Origin of the sequence: Fulverythrobacter ferritrahens (genome assembly GCF_020539485.1) — a bacterium.
Lineage (GTDB): Bacteria > Pseudomonadota > Alphaproteobacteria > Sphingomonadales > Sphingomonadaceae > Andeanibacterium > Andeanibacterium ferritrahens.
Genome location: NZ_JACDXU010000002.1, coordinates 106,001 through 120,808 on the forward strand (window position 1 = coordinate 106,001; position 14,808 = coordinate 120,808).

A 14,808-nucleotide genomic window follows, 5' to 3' on the forward strand; every position below is an offset into this window, starting at 1 on the left:
CGTGTTGATTATTCTCCCGATCCGTTGATAAAGTCCAAAAAAAGGGATTGGGAGATAGGGCCATGAAAAGGTCTCTTGCCGCGGCGAGCATGCTTGCCGTGTGCTCCTCTGCGGTGCATGCCGCAGACGGGGACACGGCGCGAACATTCAAGCCGGCAAGCGCATGGCAGGCGGATTTCGGCGATGATTATTGTCGTCTGGCTCGCAGCTTCAGCGACGGGAAGGATACGCTTTCCCTGGCATTTGAGCGCGTGCAGCCGAGCAATTCCCTGCGCATGATCGTCGTCGGCAGCGGCTTCAAAGTATTCCGCAGCGCCGATAAACTGACCCTCGCACTCGCCCCTTCAGGCGGCGAACGCTCCCAGCCCTTCTGGCGCTCGGAGACTTCGGACGGGCAGCAATATTTCAACCTCGGTGAAGTGCTCATGGGCGGTCCGCCGGCAGCAGCCGCGCCGCCACCGCCTTATGATCGGGCTGCGGAGCAGGATTTTGCCAAGGGAGTGACTGCCCTTGCGATTACGGCCGGCCTGACCGAACCGGTCCGAATCGAAACTGGCGCATTGAAGCCGCCCCTTTCCGTGCTCCAGCAATGCACCGACGACCTGCTGACTGTCTGGGGTCTCGACGCGGAAAAGCACAAGAGCATGTCGCGAACAGTTCAGCCTGCCAGTGACGTCAGCAAGTGGCTGGCCACGGGAATTATCGGGTTCAGCGATTTCGGGAAGCTCGGCGGTGCGGCCAATCAGATCCGCATTATCGTGGGCGCAGATGGCAAACCGACAAGCTGCGCTGTCCACTGGGCTTCACTCGAACAAAAGACCAATGACGCCATCTGCAAGGGTGTGATGGAAAAGGGCAGCTTCATTCCGGCGCTGGACGCTGCCGGACAACCGATGGCCAGCCTCTGGACCGTTCCACCCTCGGCGCTCATGCCTCCTTTCGGCGGGACGTGATCCCCGCCGGGCAGCCTGTAGGGGGTGGCAAGGGGGGCTTCGCCATCCCTTACAGGCTGTCGATAAGATGGATGGTTACGCCTACAAGCCCACCCACCATCGTTCCGTTGATGCGGATGAACTGAAGATCGCGCCCAACGGCATTTTCGATCCTGTCGGTCACCGTGCGGGCATCCCAGCGCCGCACGGTCTCGGAAACCAGCCGCACGATCTGCGAACCATAACGTGTGGCGATGCCCACCATGATCCGGCGTGCAAAGCGATTCACCTGCACCTGCAACAGCGCGTCTTCCCGCAAGGCAGTGCCCAGTTCCGACAGAGCCCCGCCCAACTGGCCCGACAGTGCCGCATCGGGATCGCGCGCGGTGGCGATCAGCGATTGGCGAATGCGTTCCCATACCCCTTCCCACCAACGGCCAATGGCGGGATTATCCAGCAGGTCACGTTTGATCCGTTCCACCTTCGCCCGCATTTCCGGATCGGTCGACAGATCCCGCGCCAGTTGCTCCAGCCCTTCCTCCACCTTGCGGCGCAGGGGATGGTCAGGATCGACGATACATTCGGCAAGCAGTTTGTAGAGCCCGTCCAGCACCGAATTGGCGAGCTTCTCATCCAGCCCGGTCAGCCGCAACAGGGTATTGGCGCGATCATGAATCATGCCGCGTACCAGTGCTTCATTCGCTTCCAGCGTCAGCCCTGCCCAGCGCAGCAGACTTTCCAGAACCGGCAGATGGCGCTTGTCGGCAATAGCGGCCTCGAGCATCTGCCCAAGTAGCGGGGCGATCTCCAGCCGATCAAGCTGGCTCTTGAGGCCAGCCTTCACCTGTCCGCCCAGACGTTCCGGATCGAGCGATTCGAGGACTTCGGCAAATAACTCCGCCGCCCCTGCGCGAATCCTCGATGGACCACCTCCGCCGGGCTCGACCAGGAAATTACCCGCTGCCTGAGCCAAGTTCATCGCCTGCATTCGCCGCGCCACCACAGCGGGCGTAAGGAAATTCGCCTGCAGGAACGCCGCCATCGTATCGGCGATGCGATCCTTGTTCTCCGGAATGATGGCCGTATGCGGGATCGGCAGGCCCAACGGGCGGCGGAACAGCGCCGTCACCGCGAACCAGTCCGCCAATCCGCCCACCATGGCCGCCTCGGCAAAGGCGCGGGCATAGCCCCAGGCCGGATGTCCGGCCGAATAGTGGCGCGAAACGATATAGAGGCCAGCCATCGCCAGCAGCAAAGCCGTGGCGAACAACCGCATGGAACGTGCCCGATCAGGCGGAATGGCGCCCGGCAGGGCAAGGCTCAAGTGCAGGCGCCTGCCCGGCCGGGGGGAGGCGGGCCGGTCTTCCCGCCCGCTCATGGCACCCGCCTCGTCACTCGGCCGGCAAGGCCTCCGCCCGTGATTTGTCACGATGATCGTCGCCGGGGCGATATGTCAGCAAATTGCGCCGCAGCCATGGGCCCAGCCGCTTTTCGAAGCCGTCCGCCAGACTGAAGCCCGCCGGAACGATCAGCAGGGTCAGCAAGGTGGAAAGGATCAGGCCGCCAATCACAGTGGTCCCCATCGGTGCGCGCCACGCAGCGTCACCCGACAGCGAAAGCGCCGTGGGAACCATGCCCGCAGTCATGGCCATGGTGGTCATGACAATCGGCTGGGCGCGCTTGTGGCCTGCTTCCAGAATGGCTTCCTGCTTGGATTCGCCCCGCTCCATCTCCTCGATCGCAAAATCGATCAGCAGGATCGAGTTCTTGGCAACGATGCCCAGCAGCATCAGCAGGCCGATATAGACCGAGATCGAGATCGGCTGCCCCAACAAGGCAAGCGCCATGAGCCCGCCCAGAGGCGCGAGCAACAGCGAGGTCATATTGACGAGCGGCGAAACAAAGCGGCGATAGAGCAGCACCAGCACGCCGAAGACTAGCAGAATGCCGCTGACCACCGCCGTGATGAAGTTCTGGATCAGCTCTGCCTGCCACTTGTCGTCGCCAACCGCATTATTGGAAACGCCGGCGGGAAGGTTCTTCATGATCGGCAGCTTATTGACCTGGTCCATCACCGGGCCCTTCAGCGCCCCTTCGGCAAGGTCTGCACCCACAAAGATACGGCGCGACTGATTGTAGCGCTGAATCTGGGTCGGCCCTGCACCAAAGGTGATTTCCGCGACGCGTTTCAGCGGCACCGATCCGCCGCTGGCGGTGGTGACCGGCAGATTCTCGATCGTCGAGATATCCCGACGCGAATCCTTGGGCAGGATCACACGGATCGGCACCTGCCGGTCCGACAGCGAGAATTTCGCGGCGTTCTGATCGATTTCGCCCATGGTGGCGATACGGATCGTCTGGCTGAGCGCCGAAGTGGTAACACCAAGCTGGGCAGCAAGATCGAGCCGAGGCACAATCACCAGCTCAGGCCGCTGGAGATCGGCCGCGATGCGCGGAGCGACGACGCCCTTCACGCCTTTCATCTGGTCCACCAGCGCCTGCGCGGCGTCCTGCAGCAGCTTCGGATCGGAACCGGCCAGCATCACCGAAATATCACGCCCGGTACCGCCCCCGCCCGATTGGGACGAGAAGGTGACCCGCGCATCGGGGATGTTCTGGAATTCCTTGTTGAGCCGGCGCTCGAACTCGATGCTGGTATTCTGGCGATCGGGCTTGAGCATGATGAACAAGGTGGCGCTGCCTTCGTTCACCCGTTCCATCACCAGCCGGACTTCCTGCTGCTGGCTGAGGATTTCGGAAACGCGATCAGCCACTTCCTCGGTCTGCTCGATCGTCGTGCCCGGCACCATTTCGATATTGGCGCGGCTGGAATCCGAATCCGTCAGCGGCTGGAACTGCATCGGCAAGAGGTAGAACATTGCCAGAGTCAGCCCCAGCGCACCTACGCCGATGCCAAAGCACCACAGGCGGTGATCGCGCAGGCGCGCGCGGACACGGCCGCGGAAGAACTCGTGATATTCCGCAATCACCCCGCCGAGCGCACCGATCACCGCGTTGAGGATCACAATCGCAAGCCAGGCCCCGGCAAGGGAGCCGATCAGGATAATTGGCACATTCGCGGCCTTGGGCAGTGCGATCAGGGCGGCAAGCTTCACGGCCCCGTAACCGCCGCCGACCAGAGCGGCCAGCACCGCAAGGACGAACAGTGTTTCCACCAGACCTGTCGCCATGCTGGAACGCACCGGCGTAAGCCGGACCCGCATGGCCTGCGCCACCCGCGTATCGAGCGACCAGGCCAGCACCTTCATATAGAGGTCCATCAGCCAGCCGCCGCCATGTTCCTGATGGCCCTTGGCCTTGAGGAAATAGGCCGCGATCATCGGTGTGATCATTCGCGCCACGGCGAGGCTCATCAGCACGGCAGCAACCACCGTGAGGCCGAAATTCTTGAAGAACTGGCCCGAAATGCCCGGCATCAGGCCAACCGGAAGGAACACGGCCACGATCGAGAATGTGGTGGCCATCACGGCCAGCCCAATCTCGTCCGCCGCGTCGATGGCGGCCTGATAGGCGCTTTTGCCCATGCGCATATGGCGCACGATATTCTCGATCTCCACGATCGCGTCGTCCACCAGAACGCCGGCCACAAGGCTGAGCGCAAGCAGCGAAAGCTCGTTCAGCGTGAAGCCCAGCAAATCCATGAACCAGAAGGTCGGGATAGCCGAAAGCGGGATCGCGATGGCGCTGATGATCGTGGCGCGCCAGTCCCGCAGGAACAGGAACACCACCACGATGGCGAGCACCGCACCCTCGATCATCGCCTCCATCGAGGTCGAGTACTGATCCTTCGTATATTCCACCGAGGTATAGAGCTCGGTGATGTGGATGCCGCGATTTTCCTTTTGCAGCTGCTCGATGACCTTTTGCGCCTCGTCATAGACGGTGACGTCAGATGCGCCCTTTGCCCGCTCAAGGCTGAAGGTCACGACCTGTTGGCCCCTGATCTTCGCGATGGAGGTCTGTTCGGAATAACCGTCATAGACGTCGGCGACATCGCGCAAGCGAATGATGCGGCCGCTCGAATTGATCCGCGTCTCACCCAGGCGGTAGGCGTCTTCGGCATTGCCCAGCACGCGCACGGACTGGCGCGAGCCGGCGATTTCCGCCCTGCCGCCAGCGGCATCGACGTTCACCTGACGCAGCACCTGGTTGATCTGGCTGGCCGTAACACCCAGCGACTGCATTCGCGCCGGATCGAGCACCACGCGGATTTCGCGGTCCACGCCGCCTGCACGGCTGACAGCGGCCATGCCCGCGATCGACATCAGCTTGCGCGAAACCGTATCGTCGACGAACCAGCTGAGCTGCTCCATCGTCATATCGTCGGCGCTGACGGCATAATAGCCGATCGGGCCATTGCCGCCGACTTCGATCTTGGCAACGCGCGGTTCCAGAATGCCGTCGGGCAGATCGCTACGGATCTGGTCGACCGCGTTCTTGACCTCGTTCACCGCATCGTTCGCGTCGGTACCGATCACGAATTGGACGAAAGTGGAGCTACTGCCTTCCGAAGCAGTGGACTGAATCTCGTCCACGCCGTTGATCGAACGGACCGCAGCCTCCACCTTCTGGGTGATCTGGGTCTCGATTTCCGTAGGCGCGGCACCGGGCTGCGAGATCAGGACGTTGACGCCCGGGAAATCGATGTCCGGGCTGCCGTTGACGTCCATCCGGTTGAACGCCACCACACCCGCCAGAAGCAGGCCGATAAACAGAACGATCGGAACGATGGGGTTCCGGATCGACCAGGCTGACAGGTTGCGCAGGTTCACGGGAAGGCCGCCTTATTTCTTCACGACATGCGGCCTGACCTCGTCACCGGGGGCAAGGAAGCCACCGGCACGCAGGACGACCTTTTCGGAACCGTCGAGCCCTTCGACAATCGCCAGCCCGTTTTCGGTGACCAGGCCGGTCTTGACCGCCCGGCGCTCAACCTTGTTGCCCTTGCCCACGATGTAGACATAGCGGCCCTGACTATCGTTCAGGATCGCGGATTCAGGCAGCATCGGCGCCACTACCGTGCCGCTCTCGATCGTAGCCGTGGCAAAACCGCCGGGGCGCAGCTCGGGTGCGTAGCTGAGCGCGATGCGCGCCGTGCCCTGCCGCGTCTGCTGATCGATCACTGGCGAAACCTGCCAGACCTGGCCGGTGAATGCCTTGTCGGTCCCCACAGGAACTACCTGAGCGGTAACACCGTCAGAAAGCTTGGCCAGCTCCGTCTCGCCCACAAGAGCAAGCAGTTCGAGCTGGCCATCCTTAGCAATGCTGAACAGAGTGCCCGAACCGGGGCTCACGACCTGACCTGGTTCGACACTGCGCTTGAGCAACAGGCCTGCCGCAGGCGCGACGATATTGAGCTGGGCGTTGCGGGCGTTGCGTTCGCCATATTGGGCTTCCGCCACGCGCACGCGCGCCACGGCAGCATCCCGCGTCGCCGTCAGCCGATCAATGTCCGCCTTGGAGATGAAACCCCGCTCCACAAGTTGCAGCGCGCGGTCGAGATTGGCCTGCGCCAGCCGCGCGTCGGCCCGCGTCACTTCGATATTGGCTGCGCTGCTGGCGGCCTGCTGGACCTGCACCGAACGGTCGATCACCGCCAGAACCTGGCCCGCGCGAACCCACTGGCCCGCATCGACCGGCACCGATACGACACGGCCGCCCTCACCCACGACGCCCACGGGCAATTCCCGGCGTGCCGCGAGCGTGCCGGTAGCCTGGATAGTGCCCTGGATTGCCGCCCTGCCCGGTGCGATCACGGAAACGGCAGGGGTCTGGGTGCCCTGTTGCGCGGTCGAATCGCCCTTGCCGCCACGTGTCAGCAGGATCACCGCGATCAGCACGGCAATAATCGCGATTATTGCCAGAATGATCAGCTTCCTGCGGCGCGCGGCCTCCTCCTGCCCGACTGCCAGCAGATGCTCTTCGCCAGAAAGCGGCGCACTGCTGCTGGCATCGACAGTGGTTTCGTAATTCATCTTATCCGCCAAGAGCCCGAAATCCCTGCCTGCAAGGCTCGCGAAAAATCCGCAAACCGGCAAGGTGTGTTACACCCCTATACCACCCAGCACAAGGCGGGCAGTCTTCCCTGGTCGCCATAGACCGGTGCAGGTTCGGTGACAATCGGCCCTCTGCCGAACGCCATATCACGCCCGACGAAGAGCATTTCATGCGGATATGGTCAAAAACCGGGAAAAGGAGCGGCTTTGCTTCCGTCACCCGCTCTTTCAGGCACCCTATGTGCCCGAAAGAACAGGATCGAAATTTATCGCACCCGGCCGCGCTGGACCAGATTGACGATGGCCAGCAGAATCACCGCACCCAGTATGGCGATGAGAAGCCCGGTAAGGGAAAATGCCTGTACCGTGCCCTGCACGCCCAGCAAGGGCCCGGCCACGGCATTGCCGACAACAGAGCCGACACAACCCACAATGATATTCAAGACAACGCCCATCGAGGCATCGCGATTCATCAGCATGCTGGCCAGCCAACCGGCAATGCCACCTACGATCAAAGCAATGATCCAGCCCATAGGAACTCCTCCTGACGTTTTCACGGCCACCCATTGGCGGGCAGCCTGGATATGCAGGCTACACCATTCGTCGCACAAAGGGCATTCAACGGGCTCAGGCTGGCTTGCGTGGCGGGCGGGCGAACGAAAAAGGGCCGGAAAATCCGGCCCTTCCCAGGTTCTTGCTCATTGCAGGAATCAGTACTTCAGCTGACGCTCGTAAAGATCGCGATAGTGCTGGATACGGGTAACCCGCAGGCCCTGCATACCGGAACGGTCCACGGCCCGCTGCCAGGATGCAAATTCCTCCAGCGTCAGGCCATAGCGCTCAAGCACTTCGTCAATGGTCAGCAGGCCGCCATTGACCGCCGCCACGACTTCCGCCTTGCGGCGAACAACCCACCGTTTCGTATCGGGCGGTGGCAGGTCGGCAAGCGACAGCGGCTCTCCAAGTGGGCCGATCACCTGCGCAGGACGGATTTTCTGGTTTTCGATCATTATCTTCCCCGAACGCCGTGCGTCTCTTCGCTCGTAACGGCCAAGTCGATGCCATCGGCGATTTTGCCATTGGCTAAAACAATAGGGTTAACGGTGTGTTTACCTTCTCCCAGCGTTGCGAGGTGACGGGCGGATGTGTCGTTGAAACTGCCGCAAGCGAAATGGTGGCGGCGCGCGGCGAGACGACGGAAATCTTCCGCAGCCGCCAGACGAGAGGCGATTTCGCCCCAACTCAGTGGGCGCAGAGTGCGGCCGCGCTGTTCACCTTCGGGCGATGATGTCTCGCCCACCTCTGTTTGCCTGTCTGCTGGAATGATGCTTGCTTCGTACATGCCCACAATGTGCCGGAAGCTCGTCAAGATCGGGTAAAGCAGCAATTTACCGGGCGTTAGGCTTGTTAAGCGGCCGGTTAAACGCCGTGCTTTGCGTAGCGGCCCTGCGGGTGTATGGGCCCCGCCATGCCCGCAACCCCTGCCCTAGACTTCGGTTTCGACCCGGCCGGCCTGTTCGACCTGCCCCGCCCTGCGGCGCAGTGCCGCATCGTGGTCGCCATGTCCGGCGGCGTGGATTCCTCTGTCGTCGCCGCACTCGCTGCCGCCAGCGGGGCCGAGGTGATCGGGATCACCCTGCAGCTTTACGATTACGGGGCCGCCACGGGGCGCAAGGGCGCCTGCTGCGCCGGGGACGATATTCGCGATGCGCGCCAGGTGGCCGACCGTCTGGGCATCGCCCATTACGTGTTCGACCATGAAAGCTCGTTCCGCGAGGAAGTGGTGGAACGCTTTGCCGATGATTATCTGGCAGGCCGCACCCCCGTGCCGTGCATCCGCTGCAATATGGGGCCAAAATTCACGGATCTGCTGCGTATGGCGCGCGAACTGGGGGCGGATTGCCTGGCGACCGGCCATTACGTTCGGCGTGTGGAAGGCCCGGCAGGCCCGGAACTGCACCGCGCACTCGATCCCGCACGGGACCAGTCCTATTTCCTGTATGGCACCACTGAAGATCAGCTGGCCTTCCTGCGCTTCCCCCTGGGCGGCCTGCCCAAGCAGGATGTGCGCGCCATTGCCGCGCAGGCCGGACTGCTGGTGGCCGACAAGCCGGACAGTCAGGACATTTGCTTCGTCCCCGATGGCGATTACACCAGGATCGTCCGTTCCCTGCGCCCAGAAGGCGCGCGGCCGGGGATGATCGTACATGCCGAAACCGGCGAGGAACTGGGCAGCCACGCCGGGGTGATTCACTTCACCGTGGGCCAGCGCCGGGGGCTGGAGATTGGCGGCCAGCCCGAGCCGCTTTATGTCATCGCGCTGGATGCGGAAAATGCCCGCGTGCTGGTAGGCCCCAAGCGGATGCTGGCGATCGGTGCCGCACGGATCGTGGAAACCAACCGGATCGGCCCTCTCCCCGATTTGCCCCTGACGGCCAAGGTTCGCTCGCTGGCGAAGCCGGTTCCAGTAGTGCTGGAGGGCCCGCTCGGCGGCGGGGAGAGCACCGTGCTGCGCTTCATCCAGCCTGAATTTGGCGTTGCGCCCGGACAGGCGGCGGTGATCTATGCGGGTGACAGGGTGATCGGCGGGGGCTGGATCGACGGAACCGAACCGGCCTGAGGGCCCTTACTCGTCCCACTTTTCCAGAACGCAGCCATAACCTTCGCGATAGGTGGCTGTCTGGCTGGCAAGCAACGGTACACTGGCGGTGACGCTTTTTTCCCCCTCGTCCTCGCTCAGCGAAACGAGTGCCATGCCGGGCTCGAAATCCTTTTCGCAATCCTTCAGGTTCCTGCCGCCGACGAAGCGGCAGGAACAGGCCACACGGGCCCCGTAAGCCGTACCGGCAGTGGCCTGCGCCATCACCGTGTCGCGATAGAACCAAGCAGTAAGCGCCGCGATCAGACCGAGCAGAAGCACGATTCGCGACCAGCCGAATCGGCGGCCCTCGGCCTTGTTTCTGCGGGCTGGTTTTGCGGTTGCCATTGTTTCCCAACTGACCGAGAGAAGCACACGCCATGAAGCGGCCACTCCTCTCTATCGCCTCGCTCGCCCTGCTGCCAGCCCCGCTGCTGGCGCTGGCGGCCTGCGGCGATTCCGCGGCGGAGGAAAAGAGCCCGCCGCCCCTAAGCGAAATGGCACTGGATGCGGTGGTGGCCAAGCCGGGCGCCCCGCGCGAACAACTCGCCCGGCGAATCGATCGCCTCTTCACGGACGAGGAAATGGGCGAGACCCGCGCGGTGATCGTGATGCAGGGCGGGCGAATCGTGGCAGAGCGCTATGGCGAAGGCTATGGCGAGGAAACGCGCTTCGTCAGCTGGTCCATGGCAAAAACCATCACCGCCGTGATGATCGGCATGCTGGTGGCCGACGGCAAGCTGCAGCTGGATGAAACGCCGCCCATCCCCAACTGGCGCCGCCCCGGCGATCCGCGCGGGGACATTACCCTGCGTCAGCTCCTCCAGATGCGCAGCGGGTTGCGCCATACCGAGAGCACCGAGCCGGCCTATGATGCCGATACGGTGAAGATGCTGTTCCTGCAGGGGCGGGACGATATGGCGGCCTGGGCGGAGGCTCAACCGCTGGAAGCCAGGCCCGGCGCCAGGTTCGAATATTCCACCAACACCACGGTGATCCTGGCCGATATTGCCGCGCGGGTGCTGACCGACAGCAGCGATCCCGAAACGCGGCGCAAGGCGGTGGACGATTATCTGAAGGCGCGCATCTTCATGCCGCTGGGCATGTATTCGATGGTGCCGGAATATGACCGGGCGGGCACGCTGATCGGCGGTAGCCTGATCCACGGCACCGCGCGTGACTGGGGCCGCTTCGGCGAGTTCCTGCGCCATCAGGGGGCAGTGAAAGGCGCGCAACTGGTGCCCAAGGGGTGGATCACCTTCATGACCACGCCCAGCCCGCGTTCGCCCGATTACGGAGCGCAGATCTGGCTCAATCACCCCTCTGGGACGGATCGCAACGTATTGTTCGCCGATCGCGGCCCGGCGGATCTTTTCTCGCTGGTGGGCCATCTGGGCCAATACGTCATGGTCTCCCCCCGGCAGGGGCTGACCGTGGTACGTCTGGGCAAGAGCGACGATGCCGCGCGCGATCCCGTGGTGGCCGCGCTAGGCGATGTGGTAGCTCTGTTCCCCCGCAACTAGGCCACCAAGCCGTTACTCTTCCTTGCGCTCGCCCAGATCGGGCAGCAATTCCTGCGCCGCCGTGCCATCCTCGTTCACCAGCCCTTCCGGGTCCGGGTGGATCAGCACCTGGACGCCGGGAAAGGCGCGTTCCAGTTCTTCCTCGATCTCGTCCATGACCCGGTGAGCTTCGGCAACGGTCATCTGCGGATCGACCGAGGCGTGGAACTGGGCGAAATCATGGGCGCCACTGGTGCGGGTGCGCAGATCATGCACCCCTCGCAAGGATGGATGCCGCGCGACGACCGCGAGGAATTCATCGCGTCGCCATTCGGGCCATTCACGATCCATGATCTGGTCGATCGCTTCGGTGGATGCCCGCCAGGCCCCCCAGCCGAGCCATAGCGCGATGCCGATGCCGAACAGTGCGTCCGCCCCCTGCAACCGGGCAAAATGATCGAGCGCCAGCGCGGCGATCACCGCCAGGTTCAGTACCAGATCGGATTTGTAATGGAGGTGATCGGTCGAAATCGCGATACTGCCGGTCTTCCGGATCACATGGCGCTGCCAGGCCAGCAAGGCGAATGTCGCCGCCATGGCCACCAGCGAAACCGCGATCCCTTCTTCCGCCGCTTCGGTACGCGCACCGGCCAGCAGCTGCCCCACGGCGCGAAACAGGATGCCAGCCGCGGAAAGCGCGATCAGCACCACCTGCAGCATGGCCGCCAGCGCCTCTGCCTTGCCATGGCCGAAGCGGTGATCCTCGTCCGCCGGCATGGCCGCGATCCACACCCCGGCCAGCGTGGCGATGCTGGCGATCAGATCCAGCGCGGTATCCGCCAGACTTCCCAGCATGGCGGTGGACCCGGTCTTGGCCGTGGCCCATATCTTGATCACCATCAGCAGCAGCGCCACCGCAATGGAGGCATAGGCGGCGCTGCGGGTGAGTCGCGAATGTTCCTGGCTGTATCCGGTCATGGATAGAGCAGGCTGCTGCCCCAGCCCCCATCCTCGGCGCGGAAGAAGCGCCGGCGCTCGTGAAGGCGATTGGGCCGGTCAATCCAGAATTCGATCGCGCGCGGCTTCAGCAGGAAGCCGGTCCAATGCGGCGGACGCGGAATTTCCTGGCCTTCGGGGTAAACGGCGGAGATTTCCTCCACACGCTTCAGATAGGTTTCGCGCCTGTCGAGCGGGCGCGACTGGTCTGACGCAGCCGATCCGATCTGCGAAACACGCGGGCGGGAATGGAAATAATCGTCCGCCATCTGGCCGCTCACTTCGGTAAGCGGGCCTTCGATACGAATCTGGCGACGCAAGCTCTTCCAGTGGAACAACAGGGCAACCACCGGATTGGCAAGGATTTCCCCACCCTTCCGGCTCTGCGTATTGGTGTAGAACACGAAGCCGCCCAGATCGGCGCCCCAGCCTTTGAGCAGCACCATGCGCACCGAAGGAACGCCATCGGGCGTAGCCGTGGCAAGCGCCATGGCGTTCGAATCATTCAGCTCGCTTTCCCGGGCTTCGGCATACCAGACGTCGAAAAGCGCAAAGGGGTCCGTATCGGGGATGGCATCCTGTTCAGCTTTCACGCTTCATTCCTTGCAGATGTTGCACCTGTTACAGATCCACGGCGCGGCAAATCCACCCTTCCCGGCGCCTGCCGCAAAACTCTACCGCAACGCCCGGAACCTGTCTCCATTCTGCCTGCACTAGGCCGGTAACTCCTAGTAGGAAAGAGTCGCGCTTGCGCGTTCCTGTTGCATTACCTAGCTAATACACCATGGCTGACCCTTATACGACATTGGGCGTTGCGCGCGACGCAAGCGAGAAGGACATCAAGTCCGCCTATCGCAAGCTGGCCAAGGAGCTTCACCCTGACCGGAACAAGGACAATCCCAACGCTGCGGAGCGCTTTTCCGAAGTAACCCGCGCCTATGACCTGCTGTCCGACAAGGACAAGCGGGCCCAGTTCGACCGGGGCGAGATCGATGCCGACGGCAACCCCGCCATGCCCTTCGGGATGGGCGGTATGGGCGGCGGCTTCCGCCCCGGCGGTGGGCGTGGCTATTCAGCGCAGGATTTCCAGGGCTTCGGTGACGAGGGCGTGGATCTGGGCGATATTTTTGAAGGGCTGTTCGGCGGGCGTGGGGGCGGATCGCCCTTCGGCGCGCGCGGCCAGTCCGGCTTTGGCGGCACCCGCCGCCCGCCACCGCGTGGCGGCAATGTGCAATATCGCCTGAAAGTGCCCTTCGTGGATGCCGCTACGGGCAAGGACCAGCGCATCACCTTGGCCGATGGCAAGACGATCGACCTCAAGCTGCCTGCCGGCGTGGAAGACGGCACCCAGATGCGGCTGAAAGGCAAGGGCGAGCAGGGCCCGGGCGGCGCAGGCGATGCCTTGGTGACGATCAGCGTGGAGCCCCATCCCTTCTTCCGGCGGGAGGGCAATGATGTGCGCATTGACCTGCCGATCACGCTGGACGAGGCAGTGAACGGCGCCAAGGTGAAAGTGCCCACGGTGGACGGCGCGGTGATGCTCACGGTCGCGCCGGGCAGCAGCTCGGGCAAGGTGCTGCGCCTCAAGGGCAAGGGTTTCCAGATGAAAACCGGCGGGCGCGGGGACCAGTTGGTGACACTGGAAATCGACATACCCGATCATGATGCGGATCTGGTGAGCCGTCTGGAAGGCTGGCGCGACACGCGCGACGTGCGAGCCAGGCTGAAATCCTGATGACCGGGCACGGGAAGCGGAAGCGGCCGGAAGAACCCGGCCAGCCGGTTCCCGACCTTACGCCCGAGGCGCGCCGCGCGGCGCACAAGCCACTGCTGCAGGGCGAAAGGGGCCATTCGCGCCTCTACATCATCGCCCGCCGCGTGGCTTTGGGCACCTGGAACGACGGTTTCATCCATGCCGGGAATCTCGCTTACCTGACCGTTCTGGCGATCTTCCCCTTCTTCATCCTCGGCGCGGCCGTATTCACTGCCGTGGGCGAGACGGACGACCAGCTTGCCGCATTGCGCGCGCTGCAATCCGCCCTGCCGCCCAGCGTCGCCAATGTGATCGGCCCGGCGGCGAGCGACGCCATCGCCTCGCGCAGCGGGTGGCTGCTCTGGGCGGGCGGGCTGTTCGCCCTGTGGACCGTCGGCAGCCTGATCGAAACGATCCGCGATATTCTGCGCCGCTCCTACGGCACGCAGCACACCAAGGGCTTTTGGCACCACCGGCTGATTTCCACCGGCCTCATCATCGGCGCGGTGGTCCTGCTGCTGGTGGCACTGGTCGCACAGGTCGCGATCGGCACGGTTGAGGAAGCGATCGACGCATGGGCCCCGCAACTGGCCAGCGCGCTGGACGGGCTCGTCTATTCGCGCGCGGCCACCGGGCTGGCGATCTATTTCTCGATCTTCATGCTGTTCATCACGCTCACCCCGGCGTCCTATCGCGGGAAGCGTTACCCCAAATGGCCGGGCGCGCTGCTGGTCACAATATGGTGGGTGGGTGTCACCCTCGCCTTCCCGCCGCTCCTCCGGTCGCTTTTTTCCTACTCGCTCACCTATGGCGGGCTCGCGGGGATCATGATCGCGCTTTTCTTTTTCTGGCTGGTCGGCTTAGGAGTGGTCGCAGGTGCCGAACTCAACGCTGCGCTCGCGCGCACGCCGGAAGAGGAAGGCACATAAGGATTTACGGTGGCCGGCCCATTGGGTCGAGAAGGAAGGAC

The 14,808-nt window shown here is 63.4% G+C and carries 14 protein-coding genes; 5 read left to right on the forward strand and 9 right to left on the reverse strand.

All coding sequences use genetic code 11. The annotated features are described in order from the left end of the window. Positions 1-62: 62 nt before the first annotated feature. Positions 63-953: a hypothetical protein gene (locus H0274_RS08600; RefSeq protein WP_226794599.1), complete on the forward strand. Its 891-nt coding sequence runs from the start codon at positions 63-65 to the stop codon at positions 951-953. A gap of 49 nt (positions 954-1,002) precedes the next feature. Here H0274_RS08600 and H0274_RS08605 read toward each other — a convergent pair whose 3' ends face one another. The 6 genes from H0274_RS08605 to H0274_RS08630 form a co-directional block, all read right to left on the reverse strand. Next, positions 1,003-2,208, reverse strand: a complete 1,206-nt coding sequence (locus H0274_RS08605; protein WP_226795687.1) for a DUF445 domain-containing protein — start codon at positions 2,206-2,208, stop codon at positions 1,003-1,005. A 115-nt stretch (positions 2,209-2,323) separates the two neighbouring features. Continuing rightward, entirely contained in the window at positions 2,324-5,725 is a 3,402-nt protein-coding gene (locus tag H0274_RS08610) for an efflux RND transporter permease subunit (RefSeq protein WP_226794601.1), read from the reverse strand. A 12-nt stretch (positions 5,726-5,737) separates the two neighbouring features. Then, positions 5,738-6,928: an efflux RND transporter periplasmic adaptor subunit gene (locus H0274_RS08615; RefSeq protein ID WP_226794603.1), complete on the reverse strand. Its 1,191-nt coding sequence runs from the start codon at positions 6,926-6,928 to the stop codon at positions 5,738-5,740. Between the two features lie 287 nt (positions 6,929-7,215). Continuing rightward, positions 7,216-7,482 (reverse strand): GlsB/YeaQ/YmgE family stress response membrane protein, encoded by a 267-nt coding sequence (locus H0274_RS08620; RefSeq protein WP_226794605.1) that lies wholly within the window; start codon positions 7,480-7,482, stop codon positions 7,216-7,218. A gap of 177 nt (positions 7,483-7,659) precedes the next feature. Next, complete coding sequence (gene sciP, locus H0274_RS08625) at positions 7,660-7,959, reverse strand: CtrA inhibitor SciP (protein WP_054531292.1); 300 nt, start codon at positions 7,957-7,959, stop codon at positions 7,660-7,662. After that, a complete protein-coding gene (locus tag H0274_RS08630; RefSeq protein ID WP_226794607.1) occupies positions 7,959-8,291 on the reverse strand; it encodes a hypothetical protein in 333 nt (110 codons plus the stop codon). The genes sciP and H0274_RS08630 overlap by 1 nt, the downstream gene beginning before the upstream one ends. A gap of 126 nt (positions 8,292-8,417) precedes the next feature. Here H0274_RS08630 and mnmA point away from each other — a divergent pair, with 126 nt between their 5' ends. Further along, positions 8,418-9,569, forward strand: a complete 1,152-nt coding sequence (mnmA, locus tag H0274_RS08635; protein ID WP_226794609.1) for a tRNA 2-thiouridine(34) synthase MnmA — start codon at positions 8,418-8,420, stop codon at positions 9,567-9,569. 6 nt (positions 9,570-9,575) lie between these two features. On the opposite strand, the gene H0274_RS08640 is transcribed toward mnmA, so the two are convergent. Then, a complete protein-coding gene (locus tag H0274_RS08640; RefSeq protein ID WP_226794611.1) occupies positions 9,576-9,869 on the reverse strand; it encodes a hypothetical protein in 294 nt (97 codons plus the stop codon). A gap of 98 nt (positions 9,870-9,967) precedes the next feature. Here H0274_RS08640 and H0274_RS08645 point away from each other — a divergent pair, with 98 nt between their 5' ends. Then, complete coding sequence (locus tag H0274_RS08645; RefSeq protein ID WP_226794613.1) at positions 9,968-11,110, forward strand: serine hydrolase domain-containing protein; 1,143 nt, start codon at positions 9,968-9,970, stop codon at positions 11,108-11,110. A 12-nt stretch (positions 11,111-11,122) separates the two neighbouring features. Here H0274_RS08645 and H0274_RS08650 read toward each other — a convergent pair whose 3' ends face one another. Together H0274_RS08650 and pdxH are read right to left on the reverse strand one after the other, a co-directional pair. After that, complete coding sequence (locus H0274_RS08650) at positions 11,123-12,067, reverse strand: cation diffusion facilitator family transporter (RefSeq protein ID WP_226794615.1); 945 nt, start codon at positions 12,065-12,067, stop codon at positions 11,123-11,125. After that, the gene (pdxH, locus tag H0274_RS08655) at positions 12,064-12,678 is read right to left on the reverse strand and encodes a pyridoxamine 5'-phosphate oxidase (RefSeq protein WP_226794617.1); all 615 of its coding nucleotides are present in this window, start codon (positions 12,676-12,678) and stop codon (positions 12,064-12,066) included. The genes H0274_RS08650 and pdxH overlap by 4 nt, the downstream gene beginning before the upstream one ends. Positions 12,679-12,869: 191 nt before the next feature. On the opposite strand from pdxH, the gene H0274_RS08660 reads away from it, so the two are divergent. Together H0274_RS08660 and H0274_RS08665 are read left to right on the forward strand one after the other, a co-directional pair. After that, positions 12,870-13,820: a DnaJ C-terminal domain-containing protein gene (locus H0274_RS08660; RefSeq protein WP_226794619.1), complete on the forward strand. Its 951-nt coding sequence runs from the start codon at positions 12,870-12,872 to the stop codon at positions 13,818-13,820. Beyond that, positions 13,820-14,767: a YihY/virulence factor BrkB family protein gene (locus H0274_RS08665; protein WP_226794620.1), complete on the forward strand. Its 948-nt coding sequence runs from the start codon at positions 13,820-13,822 to the stop codon at positions 14,765-14,767. Before H0274_RS08660 ends, H0274_RS08665 begins: the two co-directional genes overlap by 1 nt. Positions 14,768-14,808: the final 41 nt, after the last annotated feature.

Bases quoted from the DNA above. Each gene is read 5' to 3' on its own strand.
- H0274_RS08620 (WP_226794605.1), bottom strand. From the start codon at position 7,482: ATGGGCTGGATCATTGCTTTGATCGTAGGTGGCATTGCCGGTTGGCTG.
- H0274_RS08660 (WP_226794619.1), top strand. From the start codon at position 12,870: ATGGCTGACCCTTATACGACATTGGGCGTTGCGCGCGACGCAAGCGAG.
- H0274_RS08600 (WP_226794599.1), top strand. From the start codon at position 63: ATGAAAAGGTCTCTTGCCGCGGCGAGCATGCTTGCCGTGTGCTCCTCT.
- H0274_RS08630 (WP_226794607.1), bottom strand. From the start codon at position 8,291: ATGTACGAAGCAAGCATCATTCCAGCAGACAGGCAAACAGAGGTGGGC.
- H0274_RS08650 (WP_226794615.1), bottom strand. From the start codon at position 12,067: ATGACCGGATACAGCCAGGAACATTCGCGACTCACCCGCAGCGCCGCC.
- sciP (WP_054531292.1), bottom strand. From the start codon at position 7,959: ATGATCGAAAACCAGAAAATCCGTCCTGCGCAGGTGATCGGCCCACTT.
- H0274_RS08615 (WP_226794603.1), bottom strand. From the start codon at position 6,928: ATGAATTACGAAACCACTGTCGATGCCAGCAGCAGTGCGCCGCTTTCT.
- H0274_RS08645 (WP_226794613.1), top strand. From the start codon at position 9,968: ATGAAGCGGCCACTCCTCTCTATCGCCTCGCTCGCCCTGCTGCCAGCC.
- mnmA (WP_226794609.1), top strand. From the start codon at position 8,418: ATGCCCGCAACCCCTGCCCTAGACTTCGGTTTCGACCCGGCCGGCCTG.
- H0274_RS08605 (WP_226795687.1), bottom strand. From the start codon at position 2,208: ATGCGGTTGTTCGCCACGGCTTTGCTGCTGGCGATGGCTGGCCTCTAT.
- H0274_RS08665 (WP_226794620.1), top strand. From the start codon at position 13,820: ATGACCGGGCACGGGAAGCGGAAGCGGCCGGAAGAACCCGGCCAGCCG.